The organism is Chitinophagales bacterium, from assembly GCA_041392475.1.
Lineage (GTDB): Bacteria > Bacteroidota > Bacteroidia > Chitinophagales > UBA2359 > JAUHXA01.
The window spans coordinates 781,414-802,355 of sequence record JAWKLZ010000001.1 but is presented as its reverse complement, the minus strand read 5'-3'; the positions used below and the strand labels follow the sequence as shown (position 1 = coordinate 802,355).

18 protein-coding genes are annotated in these 20,942 nt (G+C 40.4%); 12 read left to right on the top strand and 6 right to left on the bottom strand.

The window, feature by feature from the left end; translation table 11 throughout:
- Positions 1 to 135: 135 nt before the first annotated feature.
- Complete coding sequence (locus tag R3E32_02940) at positions 136 to 1,278, bottom strand: PLP-dependent aspartate aminotransferase family protein (protein ID MEZ4883669.1); 1,143 nt, start codon at positions 1,276 to 1,278, stop codon at positions 136 to 138.
- A 374-nt stretch (positions 1,279 to 1,652) separates the two neighbouring features.
- On the opposite strand from R3E32_02940, the gene R3E32_02935 reads away from it, so the two are divergent.
- From R3E32_02935 to tnpA, 5 genes are read left to right on the top strand one after another with little or no spacing between them, the layout of a single operon-like run.
- On the top strand, positions 1,653 to 2,066 hold the full coding sequence (locus R3E32_02935; protein MEZ4883668.1) for a hypothetical protein: 414 nt from the start codon (positions 1,653 to 1,655) through the stop codon (positions 2,064 to 2,066).
- Positions 2,067 to 2,083: 17 nt separating this feature from the next.
- Positions 2,084 to 2,380 carry a hypothetical protein gene (locus R3E32_02930; protein MEZ4883667.1) on the top strand — a complete coding sequence of 99 codons (297 nt, stop codon included), beginning with the start codon at positions 2,084 to 2,086 and terminating at the stop codon, positions 2,378 to 2,380.
- Positions 2,323 to 4,116, top strand: coding sequence for a tetratricopeptide repeat protein (locus tag R3E32_02925; protein ID MEZ4883666.1), 1,794 nt, complete (start codon positions 2,323 to 2,325; stop codon positions 4,114 to 4,116). Before R3E32_02930 ends, R3E32_02925 begins: the two co-directional genes overlap by 58 nt.
- Positions 4,117 to 4,129: 13 nt before the next feature.
- Positions 4,130 to 4,606 (top strand): hypothetical protein, encoded by a 477-nt coding sequence (locus R3E32_02920; GenBank protein ID MEZ4883665.1) that lies wholly within the window; start codon positions 4,130 to 4,132, stop codon positions 4,604 to 4,606.
- Positions 4,540 to 4,968 carry an IS200/IS605 family transposase gene (tnpA, locus tag R3E32_02915; protein MEZ4883664.1) on the top strand — a complete coding sequence of 143 codons (429 nt, stop codon included), beginning with the start codon at positions 4,540 to 4,542 and terminating at the stop codon, positions 4,966 to 4,968. The genes R3E32_02920 and tnpA overlap by 67 nt, the downstream gene beginning before the upstream one ends.
- Positions 4,969 to 5,062: 94 nt before the next feature.
- On the opposite strand, the gene R3E32_02910 is transcribed toward tnpA, so the two are convergent.
- The 4 genes from R3E32_02910 to R3E32_02895 form a co-directional block, all read right to left on the bottom strand.
- Complete coding sequence (locus R3E32_02910) at positions 5,063 to 7,306, bottom strand: amino acid permease (protein ID MEZ4883663.1); 2,244 nt, start codon at positions 7,304 to 7,306, stop codon at positions 5,063 to 5,065.
- Between the two features lie 170 nt (positions 7,307 to 7,476).
- The gene (locus tag R3E32_02905) at positions 7,477 to 8,007 is read right to left on the bottom strand and encodes a GNAT family N-acetyltransferase (GenBank protein ID MEZ4883662.1); all 531 of its coding nucleotides are present in this window, start codon (positions 8,005 to 8,007) and stop codon (positions 7,477 to 7,479) included.
- Positions 8,008 to 8,024: 17 nt separating this feature from the next.
- A complete protein-coding gene (locus tag R3E32_02900; protein ID MEZ4883661.1) occupies positions 8,025 to 9,086 on the bottom strand; it encodes an alkaline phosphatase D family protein in 1,062 nt (353 codons plus the stop codon).
- A gap of 36 nt (positions 9,087 to 9,122) precedes the next feature.
- Positions 9,123 to 10,199, bottom strand: coding sequence for a glycosyltransferase family 1 protein (locus R3E32_02895; GenBank protein ID MEZ4883660.1), 1,077 nt, complete (start codon positions 10,197 to 10,199; stop codon positions 9,123 to 9,125).
- Between the two features lie 428 nt (positions 10,200 to 10,627).
- On the opposite strand from R3E32_02895, the gene R3E32_02890 reads away from it, so the two are divergent.
- The 7 genes from R3E32_02890 to lysS all read left to right on the top strand — a co-directional run bounded on the left by R3E32_02890 (position 10,628) and on the right by lysS (position 20,106).
- Positions 10,628 to 11,167, top strand: coding sequence for a hypothetical protein (locus tag R3E32_02890; protein ID MEZ4883659.1), 540 nt, complete (start codon positions 10,628 to 10,630; stop codon positions 11,165 to 11,167).
- 105 nt (positions 11,168 to 11,272) lie between these two features.
- Complete coding sequence (locus tag R3E32_02885) at positions 11,273 to 13,675, top strand: TonB-dependent receptor plug domain-containing protein (protein ID MEZ4883658.1); 2,403 nt, start codon at positions 11,273 to 11,275, stop codon at positions 13,673 to 13,675.
- Positions 13,676 to 13,878: 203 nt separating this feature from the next.
- Entirely contained in the window at positions 13,879 to 14,301 is a 423-nt protein-coding gene (locus tag R3E32_02880) for an ABC transporter substrate-binding protein (GenBank protein MEZ4883657.1), read from the top strand.
- A 108-nt stretch (positions 14,302 to 14,409) separates the two neighbouring features.
- On the top strand, positions 14,410 to 16,857 hold the full coding sequence (locus R3E32_02875) for a DUF3536 domain-containing protein (GenBank protein ID MEZ4883656.1): 2,448 nt from the start codon (positions 14,410 to 14,412) through the stop codon (positions 16,855 to 16,857).
- 32 nt (positions 16,858 to 16,889) lie between these two features.
- Positions 16,890 to 17,405 carry a hypothetical protein gene (locus R3E32_02870; GenBank protein MEZ4883655.1) on the top strand — a complete coding sequence of 172 codons (516 nt, stop codon included), beginning with the start codon at positions 16,890 to 16,892 and terminating at the stop codon, positions 17,403 to 17,405.
- Between the two features lie 34 nt (positions 17,406 to 17,439).
- On the top strand, positions 17,440 to 18,474 hold the full coding sequence (locus R3E32_02865) for an NAD(P)H-dependent glycerol-3-phosphate dehydrogenase (protein ID MEZ4883654.1): 1,035 nt from the start codon (positions 17,440 to 17,442) through the stop codon (positions 18,472 to 18,474).
- A 123-nt stretch (positions 18,475 to 18,597) separates the two neighbouring features.
- Positions 18,598 to 20,106, top strand: a complete 1,509-nt coding sequence (gene lysS / locus R3E32_02860; protein MEZ4883653.1) for a lysine--tRNA ligase — start codon at positions 18,598 to 18,600, stop codon at positions 20,104 to 20,106.
- Positions 20,107 to 20,181: 75 nt separating this feature from the next.
- Here lysS and dapB read toward each other — a convergent pair whose 3' ends face one another.
- A complete protein-coding gene (gene dapB / locus R3E32_02855) occupies positions 20,182 to 20,898 on the bottom strand; it encodes a 4-hydroxy-tetrahydrodipicolinate reductase (protein MEZ4883652.1) in 717 nt (238 codons plus the stop codon).
- Positions 20,899 to 20,942: the final 44 nt, after the last annotated feature.

The window sequence follows — 20,942 nt, the reverse complement described above, 5'->3', positions numbered from 1 at the left end:
GTTTTCGGGCATGTTTCTTCAACAAACCCCCATTGTTAAGCTATAAGTTAAAAAAAATTACAGTTTCTTGACAATTTAGTTCAGTTATTGGCCAGAAAACTTGCCTGTGTTGAATGATTTTAGTCAATTAAACAATCACACTTTCTCCAATGCCTGCTCCAAATCTGCAAGAATATCTTCAATCGCTTCAATACCCACAGAAATACGCACCAAGCTATCTGTTAAGCCCCTTGCATATCGGTCATCTCTCGGTACTCCTGCGTGCGTCATTGTTGCAGGATGCGTCACCATCGTTTCGACAGCCCCCAAGCTTTCCGCCAGATAACAAAGCTCTACACTGTTCATCAATGTTCTTCCCGCTTCAATTCCACCGTTCAACTCAAACGAAATCATCCCACCAAAAGACTTCATCTGACGTTTGGCTACATCGTGATTGATGTGACTTTCCAACCCTGGATAATTCACCTTCGACACCTTAGGATGCGCCTCCAAAAACTTGGCAACCGCCATACCATTCTCAGAATGTCGGTCCATTCTCAAAGCCAAAGTTTTGATGCCCGACAAAGTCAACCAACAATCAAATGGGCTTGGAATCGCTCCCAAACTCTTCTGCACAAACTTCAATTCGTCATACACATTTTGGTGATTCGTGATGACCGCACCGCCAATAATTTGGTTGTGACCACTCAAATATTTGGTCGTACTGTGCAGCACAATGTCAATGCCCATCTCCAATGGTCGCATCAAATAAGGCGTTGCAAAAGTATTGTCCACACCCGTCAAAATACCGTGTTTCTTACCGATTGCGGCCACTCCTTCCAAGTCTGTCACCTTCAATAATGGATTGGTAGGTGTTTCGAGCCAAATCATTTTGGTGTTCTCTTGAATCGCAGGTTCAATGGTCGATAGGTCAGATGTATTGACGTAGGTAAAGGTCATGCCGTACTTGGTCAAAATCTGATTGCACAAACGAGTCACACCGCCATACACATCATCACTCATCACAAAGTGATCACCCGCCTTGAACATTCTAAACACTGCATCTACCGCCGACATTCCCGAAGCATAACACACGCCATACTCCCCACCTTCCAATGCCGCCAAATTTGCCTCCAATACCGAGCGAGTAGGATTTGAAGAACGGGTATAGTCAAAGCCCTTGTCTTTGCCTACTTCCTCCAATACGTAAGTAGCTGTTTGGTAAATCGGTGGCACAATCGCACCTGTTGTTGGGTCGGGCTTGATGCCTGCTCTCACTACTTTTGTTTCAAATTGCATATTGATTGATTATTTTTTTGATAAAAATGTTTGTTTCAATGTCTGTGAAAATCAAACTGCGATAATACGAAAAATCAAAGAACAACACTGCAAATGGGCAAAGTGTTCTTTCAATTTGTGTAAAGACTACTGCTTTAGACTTTGGACGAGGGAGCAGAGATGCGAGAAGTGAGATATTAATCAGTTGATAATAAATGATTTACGATTAAACGACAAAAACAAGTAAATCATTGATTACCAAATCTTGACATCTTGCTTCTCACTTCTTTCGTCCAAAGTCCAATACTACTAAAAAGTAATTTTTGTTATTTCCCTAATTTTTAGGATATTGCCTACAATTTAAAATTCATCACCATTTACAAATACATTTCACTATGGATCCCATCACTATTGCAGCCATCAGTACCGTTGTAGCCTACATGGCAAAAACCTTTGCCGACACCAAATCCTTCAAAGATTTCACTAATGAATTTTCCGAAGAATCCATCAAATGGGTCAAGCCCATTTTTCTGAAAGAAGCGGAGGATAAACCCAAAGAAGTAGTCGAGAAACTCCAAGAGAAACCCGATAGCAATGCCCGCCAAAACCAAGTCAAAGCTGCACTTGAAGTAGCCATAGAAGATGATGCTCAGTTGGAAACGCACATTCAAGCGATGGCAAAAGAAATTGAAGCGAAGAAAAAGAGAGGGGAAAGTGTTTCGATTGTGAACAGCAAAAATGTGATTCAGGGAAGCACGATTCATGTTGGTGGGAATTTTCGTCAAGGGGATACAACAATCAATAAATAGCTATCCATGCTCCATCCATGTCCCATCTATACCCCATCCGTAGCCCACGAATTAATTCGTGGGCTACGGATGGGGATTTAATACAAAGAATTATGGAAAAAAACATCATACAAAATAGCAACATCACCGTCACGGGTAATTTCCATCAAGGCGACATCATCACCCACCACAACTACTTCAATGAAGAACGCAAAATTCCGCAAAAACTGACCTTTATTCCACCAGTGAATTTGAGTGAGGTCATGGTAAAACGACCTTGGCGCAGGCATTTGTCGAAAAAAACAAGGACAAATACCTACACTTCGTTTGGCTGACGCAAAAAGACGACAATCCGCAAGCCATTTTTTTGAACGATGTGGATTTGTTGAACTCCCTGCAATTGAATTTTGAAGGGAGCAATCTATCTGCCGACGACCAATTGAAGTTGATTTTTTCGGCGATGCGGCAATTGGTAAAACCCGAAAAGCCGAACTTATTGGTGATAGACAATGCAACGGCTGCCCTGAGCCAAATCCGAGAAATCCCCACTCCTCCCGAATGGCAGGTATTGGTCACTTCTCGTCAAAGCATCGGAGGATATGAAGAAATCCCACTGGGTTTTTTGTCTGAAAATGCCGCCTATCAACTGTTTATCCAACACTATACGCACTCTGTCACAGTCGAAAATACAGCACTCATCCACCGACTGCTGAAAGCCCTCGGCTACCACACCCTCTCCATAGAACTCTACGCCAAAACCGCCCAACACCTCAATATTCCTCTGCAACGACTGGAACAAAAACTGCAAAACAGCCTGCAATTGGGTTATGAAACCGCTATCAGCAGCCCACACCGACAAGGCAAAAACATCGAACAGGTATTCCCCTATTTGGTGGAGATTTTCCAATTGGGTGAACTGTCCGAAAAAGAGGAAAAGCTGCTGCGATTGTGGACTTTAGTGCCTCCTCAGTTTGTTTCTTTGGATTTCGTGTTGATGTTGTGGGGCTTACATCCCGACAAAGACGATGTAGAATGGTATGCCTATATGAATGCCGCCAAAAAGTTGGCGCAAAAAGGTTGGTTGGACAGAGAAGAACAGGAAAATGGCAGCACACTCTACAGTATGCACCGAGTGATTCGGGAAGTGCTGCACCAAAAATGGGTCATCGCCGACTATGAAACAGAATACCTCCCCTTTGCAGAATCGGTGGGCAGCTTTCTATACGAAGGAAACCACAATGTGTCCCTCCGAACCTATTTGATTCCCTTTGGTGAAAACCTCCTCCACTTTCTCGACAAAGAAAAGCACACTTCGTTATTGGGAGCATTGGCAACTGCATATCAAAAAATCCACCGCCTTGATGCCGCCCTTGAAGCCTATCAGGAAGCCTTAGACATCTATCGAAGATTGGCACAGGCGAATCCACAAGCCTTTTTACCCGCAGTCGCTACTACCTTGAATAATTTGGCGGTTTTACACAGTGATAAAAATGAGTTCGCCGCCGCCCTTGAAGCCTATCAGGAAGCCTTAAACATTAGAAGAAGATTGGCACAGGCGAATCCACAAGCCTTTTTACCCGATGTAGCTGGTACCTTGAATAATTTGGGGATTTTACACAGGGCTAAAAATGAGTTCGCCGCCGCCCTTGAAGCCTATCAGGAAGCCTTAGACATCAGAAGAAGATTGGCACAGGCGAATCCACAAGCCTTTTTACCCGATGTAGCGATGACCTTGAATAATTTGGCTAATTTACACAGTGCTAAAAATGAGTTCGCCGCCGCCCTTGAAGCCTATCAGGAAGCATTAGACATCTATCGAAGATTGGCACAGGCGAATCCACAAGCCTTTTTACCCAACTTAGCCATGACGATGGTCAATCTGAGTATTTTTTACCTGCAAAGCAAGCCCGATAGAAAGGCTTCGGTAGAATTGGCAAAAGAGGTGGTGTTGATTGCACTTCAATTTCAGCAGATTCCGATTGTCATGCAGTATGCACGAGCAGCAATTCAGGTTTTGAAGGCTTGGGAGGTAGATGTGGAGGAGTGGTTGAAGGAACAGGGGGGTGGGTAGATACCCCTATTCGTTGCCCACCATTCATAGCCCACGAATTAATTCGTGGGCAACGAATGGGGTAGCCATGACGATGGTCAATCTCAGTGTTTTTTACCTGCAAAGCAAGCCCGATAGAAAGGCTTCGGTAGAATTGGCGAAAGAGGTGGTGTTGATTGCACTTCAATTTCAGCAGATTCCGATTGTGATGCAGTATGCAGGAACAGCGGTTCAGGTTTTGCAGGCTTGGGAGGTCGATGTGGAGGGGTGGTTGGAGGAACAGGGGGTTGGTAGATACCCTATTCGTTGCCCACCATTCATAGCCCACGAATTAATTCGTGGGCAACGAATGGAGATTGGGATGAGGAATACCAAAATTTTGCCTTATTTTCACCCTTTTGTTTTCAGAAAATTTAAGTATCAAACCCATCAAAAAACAATACCATGCACACTTTTCACCAGATTTGGATTCATCTCGTTTGGTCGACCAAATATAGAAATCCATTGCTAAACAAACCTATTCGCAAACGGGTTTTTCAGTTTATGCGCCACAAAGCCAATGAACACGAATACACAATAGACCTCATCAATGGTGTGGAAGACCATGTGCATTGTTTGATTTGCCTCAAACCCACAGAAGCATTGAGTGATGTGGTCAAAAACATCAAAGGCAGTTCTTCTCGTTGGGTCAATGAAATGCAATTGACAGACGAACATTTTACTTGGCAAGTGGGATATGGTGCTATTTCGGTTAGTCCAAGGAATGTACAGCAGGTTCGCAATTATATTCTGAAACAAGAAGAAAACCATCAGAAGAAGGGTTTTGAGGAAGAGATGAAGGAGTTTAAGGCAGCATTTTATTATGATGCGTGAATTCCTATTTGTAGCCTATTCGTTGCCCACGAATTAATTCGTGGGCAACGAATACTGTTGTCAAAGTTCTCCGACTCTTGACAAAGTTTCGCTGCTACTCCCCTATCACCCTACCCAACAAAGCCTTCACAGGATGGTAGTGTTTCACCATAATCACGGTATTCTCCGAACCTTTGGCGATGTTTTCGGGAATACTACCGAAGAGGATTTGGGGGTAAATGCTGTCACGAGTCGCACCGACCATGATAGCATCATAGTTTTTGCCCTCTTCGATTACTCCTTTGGTGATGTCGGAATGATGGATAATTTTGCTGTTGACCTTTACTCCTTTTTTAGTACCAACCCTTAGAACTGCCTCCTCCAATTGTGCTCTCACTTCAATGGATTTTTCCGCATTGATGTCTTTCGGTTGCACACTACAAACGGTTACACTACCATTTTCATACATTCTACCAATGGATGCCGCATATTGTTCGGCGGCACGAGCATGTTCACCGCCAGCCGTTGGGAGGAGAATACTTTGCAGTTGAAGTCCCGTTTTGGGGATTTTGACGAGCATGAGATCGGTGCGGGCGTGTGTGACAACGGCATCGGTTATTTCCCCCAGTATTTTTTCGCCTCTCGTAGAAAAACCTTTCCAACCCATTACTATCAAATCGCAATCATGGCGGCGGCTAATTTCCAAGATGGCTCTAGCGGTATTGTGTGCGATGCAGACCAAAGAAGTCACAGGAACGCCATGTCTTTCACCACTTTGGTCTGCGCTATCCAAAAGCCCTTGCTCCTCCTCCACCAATCGGCGGTGATTGCCCCGCACAGGCGTTTGTTCGGGTACATTGACGACCCTCAAGGCGACTACTTCGCCCCCTTTTTCTTTGGCAATAGCAGCAGCGAGTTTCATCAAATTATCTAAAGTAGCGGGATTTGAAATCGGTACCAAGACCCTAAAGGCTTCTTTTTCATCAGAGGTAAGGCTGTAATGACCGACAGCCACCCTTGATTCTTCACCAGGCAATGAGTCTGCTTCTGACTGCGTTCCTTTCCACATCAAAAAACCAACCATACCGAGCAGCAATGCACCAAAGGCCAAAGCAACAGGAAGCGGATGGTGGAAAATTTGGCTCAATAGGTAAATGTTGAAGACAATACCCAAGCCTGGTAAAATCGGCACTAATGGAACTTTGAAGGGACGCACCATGTCGGGAAATTTACGGCGGTGCACGATTAATGCGGCATTGACCAATATCAAAACCAACAATAAGACCGTATCGGCAAAATGCGCCAAATCTTCTAAGGGCAGCAGCAATACAAATATCAAAATACTGCCTGCAACTAAAAAAGTGGCGATAATGGGGGTGCGTGTTCGGGGATTGATGGTCCCAAATTCTTTTGGAAAATGCCCCAATTGACTCATCGCCAATGCCACCCTTGAACCTGCCATGATCGAGGCATTGGAGGCAGAAATCATAGAAAACAAACCTCCTGCAATGATGACCATGCCGCCTACACCCCCCAAAAACATTTTTGCAGCTACACCCATTGCCGCTTCGTTGTATTCGGTGAGATTTGCAGCCAAAATAACCAAAACCACCATTGTATATAAAACAGTGACAATTCCCATAGATAAAAAGATGGCTCGTGGAATATTTTTTACAGGGTCTTTCACCTCTCCTGCCGAGGCTGCAATGGCGGAAAACCCAAAGAAGGTGATGAAAACCAAAGCGGAGGTGCTAACGATTTGCACGACATCGGTGCTAAATTTCTCGATGACTTCTTGGGGATTGACATGGCTCAAACCTCCAATGACAAACCACATCAACAACAATACTTTCACTACCGTAACGATGACCTGGAAACTTCCACTTTCTTTTGTTCCCTTGATGTTCAACATCGTGAGGGCAATCAAAGCAACGATTCCAGACAGTTGTTCTACGGGAGAATGCCACAAAAATTCATTGAAGTAGCTCGACAAACTCGCAATGTAGAAAGCACAAGAGGAAGCATATCCCAAAAACAAAGCCCAACCGACAAAATAAGCCAAGGGTGCGGGATAGGTTTTTCGGGCATACAAATAACCTTCGCCAGAACGGGGATAGATGGATACAAATTCGCAATAGGTCAGGGCGGTGAATAAGGCTACAAGTGCTGCCAACAAAAAGGAGAGAATGGCAGCAGAGCCTACATTCCTGATAGCCAAGCCAGAAAGGGTGAAAATACCTGCGGCAATCATGGTACCAACACCAATGGCTAAGGCGGTGGTCAGCCCCAAATCTCGGCTGAGTTCTTCTTCATGAAAAGGCTGTTCGTTTACTGCATCTGTGCTTGCAGAATTGCTCATAATAGATGATTTTGTAGTTTGAATTGTTTGCTTTTAGGTGCAAATGGCATGAAAGAGTGCGGTGTGTAAATATAATAAAAATGCCGACTTGGTTTTTCAATTTTTGCCTTTGTCAGTTGAATTTCAAAAATTTTTGAAGCCTTTATCCTCAAATCAAACTATAAATATCTCTATATCAGAACGTACCAAATCATGTGATGGGCATCCTTTCCCCAATAATTTCTAAGGGTAAAGGTGGGCCTACCCAATTTTTTTCGCCAAAATTGTTGAGAAGTTCTGTACCCACTGTCGAGACAAAATTTTTGGATGCTTCTACGTTGAAGCGTTTCTACCAGTTTTTTGAAGAGCAAACTACCAATTCCCTTTCCCTGAAAAGCGGGAAGTACATAGACACTTTTGATTTCGGGAACTTGGACATAATCAAGGGCTAAATTTTCGGTGATGATTCGGTTTGGTTTGCCATACGCTGCAGTCGCTACAATCTGCTCACCATATCTCGCTACCAAATAAAATGCCTCAGATCCATTTGTTTGAAAATACTGTTGCAGTGTATTCAATTGTCCTTCAATTTCTTCTTCAATTTCAGTAGCACTGATGGGTTGTATTTGCTCTTGTTCAAAAGTATGGTGAATTGTTTTGACAAACAATCGGCGAATCGCTTTTATATCTGTTACCTTTGGGCTATCAATGGTGACTTGCATAGTATTCCAACTTTTCTTCAATAATTCCATGTAAATGTATTGATTTCTTTGTTATCCAATCCACGCATCAAAGCTTTCACTTCAATGGTTTCTCCCCATTTTATCTGCAATACGCCAAAATTCAGCTCACTGGCCACTTCTCCTACTCTGTATTTATTGGCTTCCCCTTTAAAGTTGGTATAAGCATGGGTCAAGCCACTGGAAGTAAACTCATAAATTGGATACTCTATGCCTTCCACCTCCAATTTAGAAATTTCGCCAATGTGTCGGTCACCGCTCAACAGGATTACCCCTTTGGCTTGGGTCTTTTTGATGAGGTCAAACAATCGCTGCCTCTCGTTGGGAAAATTTGCCCATTTTTCATAATTGTGTTCTTCTGGAATAATCTGGATGCCATTGCCAATAATGTGCAATTGGGCAGTGCTATTTTGCAGTTCGCTTTCGAGCCATACCCACTGTTCTTCCCCCAAAATCGTCCCCTCCAAATTAGGTTTATATCCTCCAAACAATAACTTATTTGGATCATCCCTAAAATATCGACTGTCCAACAAAATGATTTTTACTTGTTTTCCTGCATTGCCGAGTGTATAGGATTGGTAAACTCCTTCCCTACTTCTAACAGCTGCATTTGTTGGCACTCCCAAAAAATCCAACATCAGTTCTTTGTTTTGATTTTTAGCATCAAAGTCTTTTCCCCCATTGTTCAATCCATAATCATGGTCATCCCAAATACCGACAATAGCCGTTGATTTCATTAGTTTTTGGTATCTTTTTACTTTGAGTTGCAAATTATATTGTTTCTCCATGTAGTCCTTATTTGCAGAATCTCCATAAATATTGTCCCCCAGCCATATCCACAAATCTGGATGGTAAGTATTTATGGATTGCCAAAGCGGTTGGGCATCGTATTGATGGTTGCAAGATCCAAAAGCGATGGTTCGCACGGTTTTGGAGGGATTGGGTTGTTTGGGAACAACCATGTTGATTTTACCTACAGAGGACAAATCAGCATGGGTTGAATTGGTTTTACAGGAAACAAGAAAAATAAATATAAATGTTATTTGGAGTAAACGAATCATAGGTTTTTTTTATGAAATTTATAAGGCCGCCTTGTACTATACATCTTGGCTCACAGAAATCCTTTCTATTGTTTCAACATCTTGGTATGGAAGACCTTTTACCTCTTTATCTTCCGTAAATTTCGCTAAAAATTGTCGAAAATGCAGTGCGCAGTTTTCCCAAGTGAATTGCTTGGCATAAGGAAGACAATTTTCTCGATTGACTTGCAGGGCTTTTTCAACCGCTTTTGACAAATCTATATCCAATGCTCCAACTGATGCATCACCAATGACATCTTTTGGGCCTGTGACGGGAAAAGCTGCAACAGGTGTCCCGCAAGCCAAAGCTTCTAGCAACACCAATCCAAAGGTGTCTGTCAGACTTGGAAATACACACACATCTGCATTGGCATAATAAGCCGCCAATTTATCACCATTTTGATACCCAACAAACACTACGTTCGTATATTTTCTTTGCAGTTTAGCCAAACGAGGGCCATCACCAACGACTACTTTTGTTCCTACATTGGAGAGTGACAAAAATGCTTCAATGTTTTTCTCGTAAGAAACCCGTCCCACATATAGTAAAATTGGTTTTTGAAGTCCCTCATACACCTCACTTTTGATGGGTTTGAAGACCTCTAAATCTACACCTCTTGACCATACTTTTACATTTTCAAATTTTCGGTTGTCGAGTTCTTCCTTCATGCTTTCGGAAGGAACCAATACATGGGAAGAATGTGCGTGGAAACGGCGATAGCAAGGATAACTCCACGAAAGTGGTATGTGTAGGTATTGACGGAGGTAAACAGGAAACCGAGTATGATAGGAAGTAGTGAAAGGCAGTTGCCGTTGAAGGCAGATTTGACGGGTAGCCAGACCAATAGGGCCTTCTGTACCAATGTGAATGGCATCGGGTTGAAATTTGTCTATCGCTGCTTCCACTTTATTGCGGGCAAATAAGGTAAGTTTTATTTCGGGATAGAGGGGAAATGGAATCGTGGGAGAATTTTCGGGTGTAACAAAATATATTTCATCTCCTTTTTCCTTCAATATTTTGGTTACCGTTTGGTAAGTTCTCACTACACCATTCACCAAAGGTGTCCAAGCATCCGTAGCAATGAGTATTCGCATAATAAGCAGATTTTGAAGTATAAAAAATTAAGTGTTACTTCAAACCTAAGTGCTTTTATTGATTGATAAAACCCATTTCAACGAATTAACAAGAACATAAAAATGTGTTTGTATTCACTTAAAAAAAGCTTAACATTGGGTGTTCTTTTTCTTGCCAATTAAAATCTGAGAGAAAAATTTCTAATACTGTCAAAAAGCTTTGGTCATTTGAATTGTTTTGGTGAAATTTGAGATAAAAGGTAAATCATATAGAGATATCAATTATTTGAAACGTCCTTATTGTGCATCAACCATTAATTAATTGATAATGAAAAAAATGCACCCAATATATAAACTTAAAAATTTCCTGTACATTTGCGATATAAAACCGAGTGATTGTACAAAAGAGGCAAATTTCCATAAATATTGATTCTTTGAATTAACATAAAATGCTGAAAAAATCCCTGCCAATATTGATGTTGATTGTAGTCATATATAATATGACAGGGATTTTTATTGTCTTCAAAATTGAGCAATATCATATCAGAAAAGATATAAAACATCAAATAAAGGCAGGTATTCCCAAAGATGAATTACATTTTTTTAGTTTCTCTCAAAATGAGTATGAGCAATTAGAATGGATAAGACCGGATATAGAATTTCGTTTGGGCAATAATATGTTTGATATAGTTCGGGTAGAAAATTTTCAAGATTCTATTCAATTATATTGTGTGAATGATAAAGAAGAAGCTATCCTTTTTGCCCAGTTAGATGAAATGATTCGAAAGAAAATGGAGCAGGAATCTAATACCTCGGATAGTCCGCTCAGTAAAGTTGTCAAAATATTCAAATCGGTATATACTTCTGATTTATTTTGTTATCAATTCACTACTCAATCATCTCAAATTTCATCAGATTACCATGATTTGAATAGTTTTTATTCTTCACCTTTTATTGAAAATTCAACTCCTCCGCCAGATACTGTTTAATTCTATTTCAGATTACTTCCTTTACCCTTATTAAGATTCTTGTTAAGGAAGGGAAAGGTATGTCTTTTTATTAACAAAAATTTATAACGAATTAAACAGAACAAAATGAAAAATTCATTTTTTTTCGTATTGATGATGGTTTGTTCATTGCTAACCTTTGGACAAACCAGTCAACTCAAAGGAAGAGTAGTTGACGGACTCGAAAGAACTTCTTTGATTGGAGCTAATATTTTTATTAACAATTCGAAAGGAGTTGTAACTGATAAAAACGGTGAGTTTACCATAAATTGTACCGACTCGGTTCTTTTAAAGATAACTTTTGTAGGCTATAAAACGCTGCAACAATATTTTAAATGTAAGGATGGTGGTATGATTCAAATCACCATGATGCCTAATTCACAAAAATTGGGTACAGTAGAAGTTACAGCCACTTCAAACCCCAACAAATCACAACTGGAACAACCAAGTTCTATTGTAAAAATAGAAAAAATGGCTCTGAAAAGAGCCACAGGACTCTATCTCGATGATGCCATCAATACCAATGTACCAGGTGTAACTATGCAGCGTAGAACGCAGTCTGGTGGACAACAAATCAATATCAGAGGTTATGGCGGCGGAATGGGATTCAGAGGTGTGAGCAACAACTTTGACGGTCAGGGTGTCAAAATGTATCTCAACGGTATTCCAATTACCGATGCTGAAGGTATTACAGTGATGGATGATATTGATTTTGGCTCTGTTTCAAATACCGAGATTCTGAAAGGTCCATCAGGGAGTTTATACGGTTTGGCCATTGCAGGAGTTGTCAATATGAAGACGGAACAAGCTCCTAAAAACACCACCTCTATCGATCAGGAAGTTATGGCAGGAAGTTATGGTTTGTTGAGAACCACCACTCGCTTGAGTATTGGAGCAGAGAATTCTTCGCTGTTGCTCAACTACGGCCATCAGCAATTTGACGGATTCATGCCCCACACCAACTCACAAAAAGACTTTGTGAATTTGATGGGAGATTTTCGTTTGAATGATAAACAATCCATCACCACTTATTTTGGTTATGCGGACAGTTATGACGAACGCAATGGCGAATTAACAAAAGAACAGTACGAAACCTTAGATTATTCGGGAAATTCAAGATACATTCAGAATAATGCACACTCGGCGGTTAGAACGTTCAGAGCAGGCTTAGGACATACGTATCGATTCAATAAGAATATCTCAAACACCACCACAATTTTTGGTTCGTCACAAAACAGTGACCAAAGTTCTGCTGGAGGGTGGACTGATAAATTACCATTGAATTATGGTTTACGCTCTGTGTTTGAAAAGAAATTTCAGCTATCTGAGAAAATTAAATTAACAGGTATTACAGGAATAGAAGCCCAAAAAATGAATGCTTCAACTCTAGGGTTTGGTATGGGTACAGACAGTACCAATCTTAGTGGTTACAATACTATAACCAGCATTCGTAGCAATCAAGCAACTGCGAATTCTACCTATTCCTATTTCACTCAATGGACTTTGGGTTTACCCATGCAGTTTAGTTTAACCGCCGGAGTGGGCGTAAGTAACATGAGCATTCGTTTAGAAGATCGCTTGTGGGGATTGAGCAATAATACACCAGAAAATACCAAATTACAAGTCTATGAAAACAAGTACAACAATTTGGTTTCACCTACTATTGCCATTAACAAGAACATAAACAGTGTTGCTTCTGCTTATATTTCTTATTCTACTGGCTATAAAGCTCCGGTAAGCGGAAATATCTTAATTGCTACAACAGGTGAGTTAAATACAGGTTTGAAACCAGAAAAAGGGACTCAAATTGAGTTGGGAACAAAAGGTAGTTTCATGGACAATAGATTGTTTTATACGGCAGCTATCTTCAATGTAAAGTATGAAGACAAGTTTACAACAATTACGGTTCAAAATCCAGAAAATACAGCTACTTTATACTCGTATATAGTGAATGGTGGCCGTTTAAATAACAATGGACTTGAAGTATTGTTGAGTTATAAAGCCATAGAATCTAACACCGGATTTATTAAACTGCTACAACCTTTTGTCAACTTCACCTATTCTGATTTTGAATATGAGAATTATCAATTCCAAAAAATTGGGAAAAACTCTGCTAATAAAGACAGTACAATTGTGGAGGATTATTCAGGAAAAGCAGTAGCTGGAGTAGCACCCACAGTCTTCAATGCAGGAATTGATGTAGAGACAAAAATTGGTCTATATGGAAATGTCTATTACAATTACCGCAGTAGTATGCCTTATACTTCTGACGGCTTATATAAAACCAATTCGTACAGTTTGCTCAACGCAAAATTAAGTTACCACAAAAGCATCAGGTATTTTGAGTTTGATCTTTACGCAGGAGCGAACAATATCTTGGGGACGCAGTACTACAATATGGTATTTGTGAATCAATTATCTGATGCGTATATTCCTGCACCCAATGAAATCAATTTTTTTGGAGGTTTAAATCTTAAATACAAATTCTAATTATAGGTCTTCGCATTAAAAAGGAATAAATCGCAACCCACCCCTGCCCCTCCAAGGAGGGGAATACTTGTACCAAGTGGGAAATTCCCCTCTTGGGAGGGGTAAGGGGTGGGTTTAAGTAATATAAACAATCAATGCGGAAACCAATAATTACTAAGGCCTGCTTCTAAATTCAGAAGTAGGTTTTTTTTAATATTATACCTATGAGAACCAACATTTTATTCCTGCTGACTACCCTGACATTTATGAGTTGCGGAAGGTTTAGCAATAAAAACGAAAAAAATGAAACCCAACAAAGGATTGTTTGTATTTCCAAACAATACTCAGAAATAATATTTGCTTTGAAAGCACAAAAAAATATTGTTGCAGTGGATTTGTCAAGCACTTACCCTCCTCAGATACAACAACTACCTACAATTGGCTATCACAGGGCATTGAGTGCAGAAACAATTTTGGCCATGAAACCAACACTAATACTGCATGACAATAATATCGGACCAGAACATGTGGTGAAACAGTTATCGGAATTAAAAATTCCAATGAAAACATTTGGAGATTATCAACCTACTATTGAAGGTACAGACTCATTGATTAGAGAAATGGGAAGTTATTTTGGAAAGGAATAACTAACTAAAACTTCATTTTTGCAGTTTTACTATTTAGACATCAGATAAAGTTTTATTTGGCGGAATAAATTCCATCCTACTTATTTCTCTTTTCACTATTTTTACCCCATGACAAATAAATATATCTGCATACACGGACATTTCTACCAACCGCCACGAGAAAACGCTTGGCTGGAAACCATTGAGATACAAGAATCTGCAAGTCCTTTCCACGATTGGAACGAAAGGATTACCGAAGAATGTTATGGCCCAAATGCTGCTTCAAGAATCTTGGATGATGAAAAAAACATCACCAATATTGTGAACAACTACGCCAATATGAGTTTCAATTTTGGTGCAACTTTACTTTCTTGGCTCGAAGAACACAAACCAGAGGTGTATTTTCCCATTTTGGAGGCAGATCACGCTAGCCAGCAAAAATTTTCGGGACACGGCAATGCCTTGGCTCAAGTGTACAACCACATCATCATGCCACTTGCCAATGAACAGGATAAAATAACTCAAGTCGTTTGGGGTATTGCGGATTTTGAGCACCGCTTCAATCGCAAACCTGAGGGAATGTGGTTGGCAGAAACGGCTGTGGATTTGGCTACCTTGGAAGTATTGGTCGACTACGACATTAAGTTCACTATCCTAGCACCACAACAGGCACACAAAGCCAAGTTGTTGGATGCAGAGGAATGGATAAATGTGAATGGCAGCAGAATTGACACCAAAAAACCCTATTGGTGCAAACTACCATCAGGACGTTCGATTGCCTTGTTTTTCTATGATGGTCATGTAGCCAAAGATGTGGCTTTTCAGAGGCTTTTGAACAGCGGTAAAAACTTTGCCTATCGTTTGGCAGGGACAGCCAATATGTATGACGATAACCCACAAATCATCAACATTGCTACGGATGGCGAAAGTTATGGACACCACCACAAACATGGTGATATGGCACTATCGTATGCCATTGGTTATATCGAATCACACGAGTTGGCGCATTTGACCAATTATGGGGAATTTTTAGAAAAATTTCCTCCCAAACATGAAGTGTTGATTCACGAAGATTCCTCTTGGAGTTGTGTCCACGGAATCGAGCGTTGGCGCAGCAATTGTGGCTGTACAAGCAATGATCACCACCACCAATTATGGCGTGCGCCTTTGAGAGAAGCTTTGAATTGGCTAAGGGATGAACTAAAAAAAGTATATGAGCAGGAAATGAAGTCTTTTACCGCCTACCCTTGGGAAATGCGGGATGCTTTTATTGAAGTAATTTTGGATAGGTCGGAAGAAAAATTGGATAAGTTTCTTGCTGATTGGTGTAGAAAACCCATTGAAGGAAAAGATAGGACTAAGATTGTCAGAATGTTGGAGATGCAACGCCATGCGCTGTTGATGTTTACCAGTTGTGGTTGGTTTTTCGATGATATTGCACGCATTGAAGCACAGCAGATTCTACAATATGCAGCTCGTGCAATTCAATTAGCAGGATTAGAGGCAAATATAGATTTAGAACCTTCATTTTTAGAACTATTGGCTTTGGCTCCCTGCAATGATAAAACATTGGAAAACGGAGCAGATGTTTACAACAAATATGTTATTTCTTCAAAATTAAGCCTTTACAAAGTAAGTATGCAGCATGCTGTCTATTCGCTTTTTGAAGACCTACCCGAAAATATTGAAGTGCTGAACTACAAATCAGAGAGCGGTGTGTTGTATAAATATGAAGCAGGTCAGATTAAAATGGTAGTTGGAAAGGTGCGTGTTCGCTCCAAAATCACCTATGCCAAAGCAGATTATAGCTTTGGTGCCTTGTATTTAGGACAACACAACATAGTAGGCAATACCTCAGAAATCATTGATGATGAAACTTTTGAAGAAATGCACCAAAAAATGAAAGAGGCATTTTACCAAAGTCGCATTGTGGAATCCGTCTATATCATGAATCAACCTCGATACTTACACAAAGGAGCATTCACTTTTTGGGACTTATTGAAGGAAGAGCAACGAAAAATTTTGAGGAATATCGCCCAAGCGGGTCTTGAACAGGCAGAAAGTTCTTACCATAAGATTTATGACAGCAATTACCACTTGATGAATGTTCTAAAAATCGCAAACTTAGATGTTCCTCGCTTGTTTCGCAAAAACTTGGAAGTGGTGATTAACAGTGATTTGCGGGCAATTTTCGGAAAACCTACTATCAATTTGAGAAGGTTGGAAGAATTGGTAAAAGAAATCAAAAAATGGGATGTTGATTTGGATAAAAAAATCATTGGTTTTGAAGCGAGCAACAAAGTTTACGAAATGATCAGTGGTCTGAAGACAAGTAGTGATGAAATTCGTACTTTGGAAACGCTCAAAAATACCTTACATTTTTTGCAGCAAATTAACATTGGTTTGGACTTGTGGAAAATTCAAAATCAATATTTTAAACTGGGTAAGCAAATTGTTTTGGAACGTGCAGACCTGCCTCCAAGTATGGCAGAAGATGCGCTTCAATGGTGGAAAGTCTTCAAAGAAGTGGGCATTTACATCAAAGTAAAAATGAATTTAGATGCTTTAATAGATTGACAGATAATTAATAACCTTTATACCTTTTTGGTATGGAAAATGAACGCAATCAATACGACAAAAAAGATTCCTTAAAAATTGGCAATCAGGCAGAAAACTCTTTTGCTGCAATTGCCGAACAAGGTGGTTGGACTGTAGAAAGTGCCAATCGTCAACAAAATATTTATGAGCATTGGGATTTTAGAATTTCAAAAGAAAACAGCCGATATAAAGTAGATGTGAAGGCCCGAAAAAGAATTAGTCGAAGTGACCAAGACCTTCAAGATGAATGGATTTGGATAGAAATTCACAGCGTCAGAAAAAACGATCAAGGTTGGTTATTTGGAGGGGAATCGGATTTGATTGCGTTTGAACAAAAAGATGCTTTTTGGTTGGTATTGCGAGAAGATCTGAAAACATTGATTCCACAAAAAGTCGAAAAAATTTGGGTTGAAAAATCTTGGCAAGCACAGTACAAACTCTATCGAAGAAAGGGTAGGCATGATATTTTGACCCTGATTAAAGCTACTGATTTGAAGGAAATAATCTGGGAAATATGGAAAAAGTGATTGGATAAATTATAGACTAAAAATTCAAACAAATATGGATTACTATGGTGTCATCGGTTCTGGAAATTTTGGTACGGCAATGGCCAATGTCATGGCTCTCAACGGTAAAGTATTGATTTATGTTCGTCGCCAAGAAGTGTATGACAATATACTGCACAAACGCTTCAACCGAGGACAAACGATGCATGCCAACGTTCAGCCGACCATGAGTTTAGAAGAAGTGGCTAATAAATGTAAACTGATTGTTCCATTGGTTCCTTCCTCCAATTTTCGAGAAATGATTCAGAAAGCAGCTCCTTTTCTCACTCCTGAACATATTTTGGTACACGGAACGAAAGGCTTAGACATTCAACTCCCCACTAATCCAACGACAGAAAAAGCTATTCCTCTTCGCAGAGAATACATACATACGATGTGCGACATCATTCAACAAGAAAGTGTGGTCATCCGTGTAGGTTGTTTATCAGGGCCTAACCTATCCAAAGAAATTGCTAACAATGAACCTACTGCAACAGTGGTTGCGAGCCGTTTTGATGAAGTGATTGAACAAGGAAAACAGGCATTGAAAGGTTCGATGTTTCGGGTTTATGGCAGTCACGATGTTTTGGGAATAGAATTAGCTGGTGTGTTAAAAAATATCATGGCCATTGGAGCTGGGATGTTGCGGGGCTTGAATTTTGGAGAAAATTCTAAGGCGATGTTGATTTCTCGTGGTTTGGGTGAAATGATTAAACTCGGAAAAGCTTTGGGAGCTGATACGAGTGCTTTTCTCGGGGTAGCGGGTGTGGGTGATTTGGTGGCAACTTGTTCGAGTCAGCTGAGTCGCAATCATACAGTGGGTTATCGCTTGGCAAAGGGAGAAAACTTAGATACTATTGTGGAAGACATGAATCAAGTGGTGGAGGGTATCAAAACGGTGAAAATTGCTAAGGGAATTTCGATGTTTTACCACCTTGAATTGCCCATCGTTGAAGGGCTCTATCGTGTTTTGTATGAAGGGGATAGCATCAGTAATTGCATGAATTATTTGATGAGTCATGGCTTTGATAAGGACGTGGATTTTTATTAGCCGTATAGTGAAGATTGAATTGTCATACATGATTGGGCATTTAAAATATTTCCTATTTCTACAACTTTACTTACCTTTACGGATTAATTAGTTATCAAACAGATTAGCACAGAAAAACACATCATGGCAAGAATATTGAGCGAACAGGAACAAATTAGAAGAGACGCATTGCAGGCGATTATTGATTTGGGAATCAATCCTTACCCTCCAGAAACTTTTGAAATCAATGCGAAAGCGGCCGACATTTTGGCACAATACAATGACGAGGAAAAGAATTTTCAAGAAGTCAGTTTGGCTGGGCGATTGATGGGAAAGCGAATCATGGGCAAGGCTTCTTTTGCAGTGATTCAAGACTCTACTGCAAAAATTCAATTGTATATCAATAGGGATGAAATTTGCCCTGACGAAAACAAAGATTTATACAACAAACTGTTCAAAAAACTATTAGACATCGGCGATTTTATCGGTGTCAAAGGGTATGTCTTTACCACCAAAACAGGCGAAACAAGTATTCATGTCCATGAATTGAAGCTACTTAGCAAATCTCTGAAACCTTTGCCGATTGTGAAGGAAAAAGACGGCGAACGCTACAATGAAGTCACCGATCCTGAGTTTCGCTACCGACAACGTTATGCCGATTTGGTGGTCAATCCTCAAATTCGAGAGGTGTTTATCAAGCGGACAAAGATGGTCAACTCCATGCGAGAATTTATGAACCGTTATGGATATTTGGAAGTTGAAACACCGATTTTGCAGCCATTGTACGGTGGCGCTGCAGCCCGCCCTTTCAAAACACACCACAATACACTCGACATGACCTTGTACTTGCGAATCGCCAACGAGTTGTATTTGAAGCGATTAATTGTTGGAGGATTTGATGGAGTGTATGAGTTTTCTAAGGATTTCCGAAATGAAGGTATGGATCGTTTCCACAATCCCGAATTCACACAAGTAGAGCTTTATGTAGCCTACAAGGACTATGAATGGATGATGGATTTTACGGAAGAGATGCTCGAAAAAGTAGCAATAGATCTAAACGGCACGACCAAATTTCAGATGGGTGACAACACAATTGACTTCAAACGCCCTTGGAAACGCTATACCATGTTTGAAGCCATCGAGCATTTCACAGGCATTGACATCTCTGCAATGGATGAAGTAGAACTTCGTGAAACCGCCAAAAAATTAGAGATTCACATTGATGCGAAATTGGGTAAAGGTAAAATCATTGATGAAATTTTTGGAGAGAAATGTGAGCCGCATTTGATTCAACCTACTTTCATCACCAACTACCCTATAGAAATGTCGCCGCTTGCCAAAAAACACCGCAGCGAAGCAGGTTTGGTAGAACGTTTTGAAGGTATCTTCAATGGCAAGGAATTCTGCAATGCTTTCTCGGAATTGAACAATCCGATTGACCAAAGGGAGCGTTTTGAAGAACAATTGGAGTTGGGCAAACGAGGCGACGATGAAGCAATGGTTTTGGACGAAGATTTCTTGCGTGCTTTGGAATACGGAATGCCTCCGACAGCAGGAATTGGAATCGGTATTGACCGTTTGGCAATGGCGATGATGAACCAACATTCTATTCAAGATGTACTGTTTTTCCCGCAAATGAAAGCGGAGAAATAAGTTGATGGATTAGATTAGTGACTGGTGGATTGGTGGTAAATCTAATCAACTGGTCACTAATCTACTATTCACTGATTAACTCCCTCCCAACATATCCTTCATTGTAAACATCCCCTTTTTACCCACCAACCATTCTGCCGCCTGAATTGCCCCCAAAGCAAAACCTGCACGGGTATGAGCCGTATGTTTGATTTCAATGGTGTCAATATCAGAAGAATAGGCAATAATATGTGTGCCTTTTACATCCTCCTCTCGATGGGAAACAATGTCCACATTTGCTGCTTCTCCGCTCGATTGATTGACCCATTTTTGCTTTGAAGGATTCATTTCCATGATTCCTTCTGCAAGTGTAATGGCTGTTCCACTGGGAGCATCAAGTTTTTGGGTATGGTGAATTTCATCAATTTGCAGATGATAATCAGGATAATCCGACATCATTATTGCCAACTTTCGGTTCAATTCAAAAAAGAGGTTTACACCAATGCTGAAATTGGAGGCGTAAAACAATGTCTGGTTTTGGGCTTCACAAAGTTGGGTAATTTCCTCCAATCTGTTCAACCATGCGGTTGTGCCTACAACAATCGGTACATTGGCTTCAAAACATTTCAAAATATTGTGGTAAGCAGCATCGGGTGTGCTAAACTCTATGGCCACATCTGCCTTTTGCAGGTTTTCGATGGTCATTTCTGAAGCATTTTGACTGTTGATTCTCAGCACTATTTCGTGCTTTGTTTCAATCAACGCTTCAATGGTTTTACCCATTTTACCATATCCTATGAGTGCGATTTTCATGGGTTTATATTTTTTTGTTTGGTCTCTCATTATCAAATCTTTGC

Excerpts from the sequence above, each read along its gene's own strand:
- R3E32_02870 (MEZ4883655.1), top strand. The coding sequence starts at position 16,890 with ATGGAAAATGAACGCAATCAATACGACAAAAAAGATTCCTTAAAAATT.
- R3E32_02895 (MEZ4883660.1), bottom strand. The coding sequence starts at position 10,199 with ATGCGAATACTCATTGCTACGGATGCTTGGACACCTTTGGTGAATGGT.
- R3E32_02880 (MEZ4883657.1), top strand. The coding sequence starts at position 13,879 with ATGAGAACCAACATTTTATTCCTGCTGACTACCCTGACATTTATGAGT.
- R3E32_02875 (MEZ4883656.1), top strand. The coding sequence starts at position 14,410 with ATGACAAATAAATATATCTGCATACACGGACATTTCTACCAACCGCCA.
- lysS (MEZ4883653.1), top strand. The coding sequence starts at position 18,598 with ATGGCAAGAATATTGAGCGAACAGGAACAAATTAGAAGAGACGCATTG.
- tnpA (MEZ4883664.1), top strand. The coding sequence starts at position 4,540 with ATGCACACTTTTCACCAGATTTGGATTCATCTCGTTTGGTCGACCAAA.
- R3E32_02940 (MEZ4883669.1), bottom strand. The coding sequence starts at position 1,278 with ATGCAATTTGAAACAAAAGTAGTGAGAGCAGGCATCAAGCCCGACCCA.
- R3E32_02890 (MEZ4883659.1), top strand. The coding sequence starts at position 10,628 with ATGCTGAAAAAATCCCTGCCAATATTGATGTTGATTGTAGTCATATAT.
- dapB (MEZ4883652.1), bottom strand. The coding sequence starts at position 20,898 with ATGAAAATCGCACTCATAGGATATGGTAAAATGGGTAAAACCATTGAA.
- R3E32_02900 (MEZ4883661.1), bottom strand. The coding sequence starts at position 9,086 with ATGATTCGTTTACTCCAAATAACATTTATATTTATTTTTCTTGTTTCC.
- R3E32_02910 (MEZ4883663.1), bottom strand. The coding sequence starts at position 7,306 with ATGAGCAATTCTGCAAGCACAGATGCAGTAAACGAACAGCCTTTTCAT.
- R3E32_02935 (MEZ4883668.1), top strand. The coding sequence starts at position 1,653 with ATGGATCCCATCACTATTGCAGCCATCAGTACCGTTGTAGCCTACATG.
- R3E32_02905 (MEZ4883662.1), bottom strand. The coding sequence starts at position 8,007 with ATGCAAGTCACCATTGATAGCCCAAAGGTAACAGATATAAAAGCGATT.
- R3E32_02930 (MEZ4883667.1), top strand. The coding sequence starts at position 2,084 with ATGTCCCATCTATACCCCATCCGTAGCCCACGAATTAATTCGTGGGCT.
- R3E32_02865 (MEZ4883654.1), top strand. The coding sequence starts at position 17,440 with ATGGATTACTATGGTGTCATCGGTTCTGGAAATTTTGGTACGGCAATG.
- R3E32_02885 (MEZ4883658.1), top strand. The coding sequence starts at position 11,273 with ATGAAAAATTCATTTTTTTTCGTATTGATGATGGTTTGTTCATTGCTA.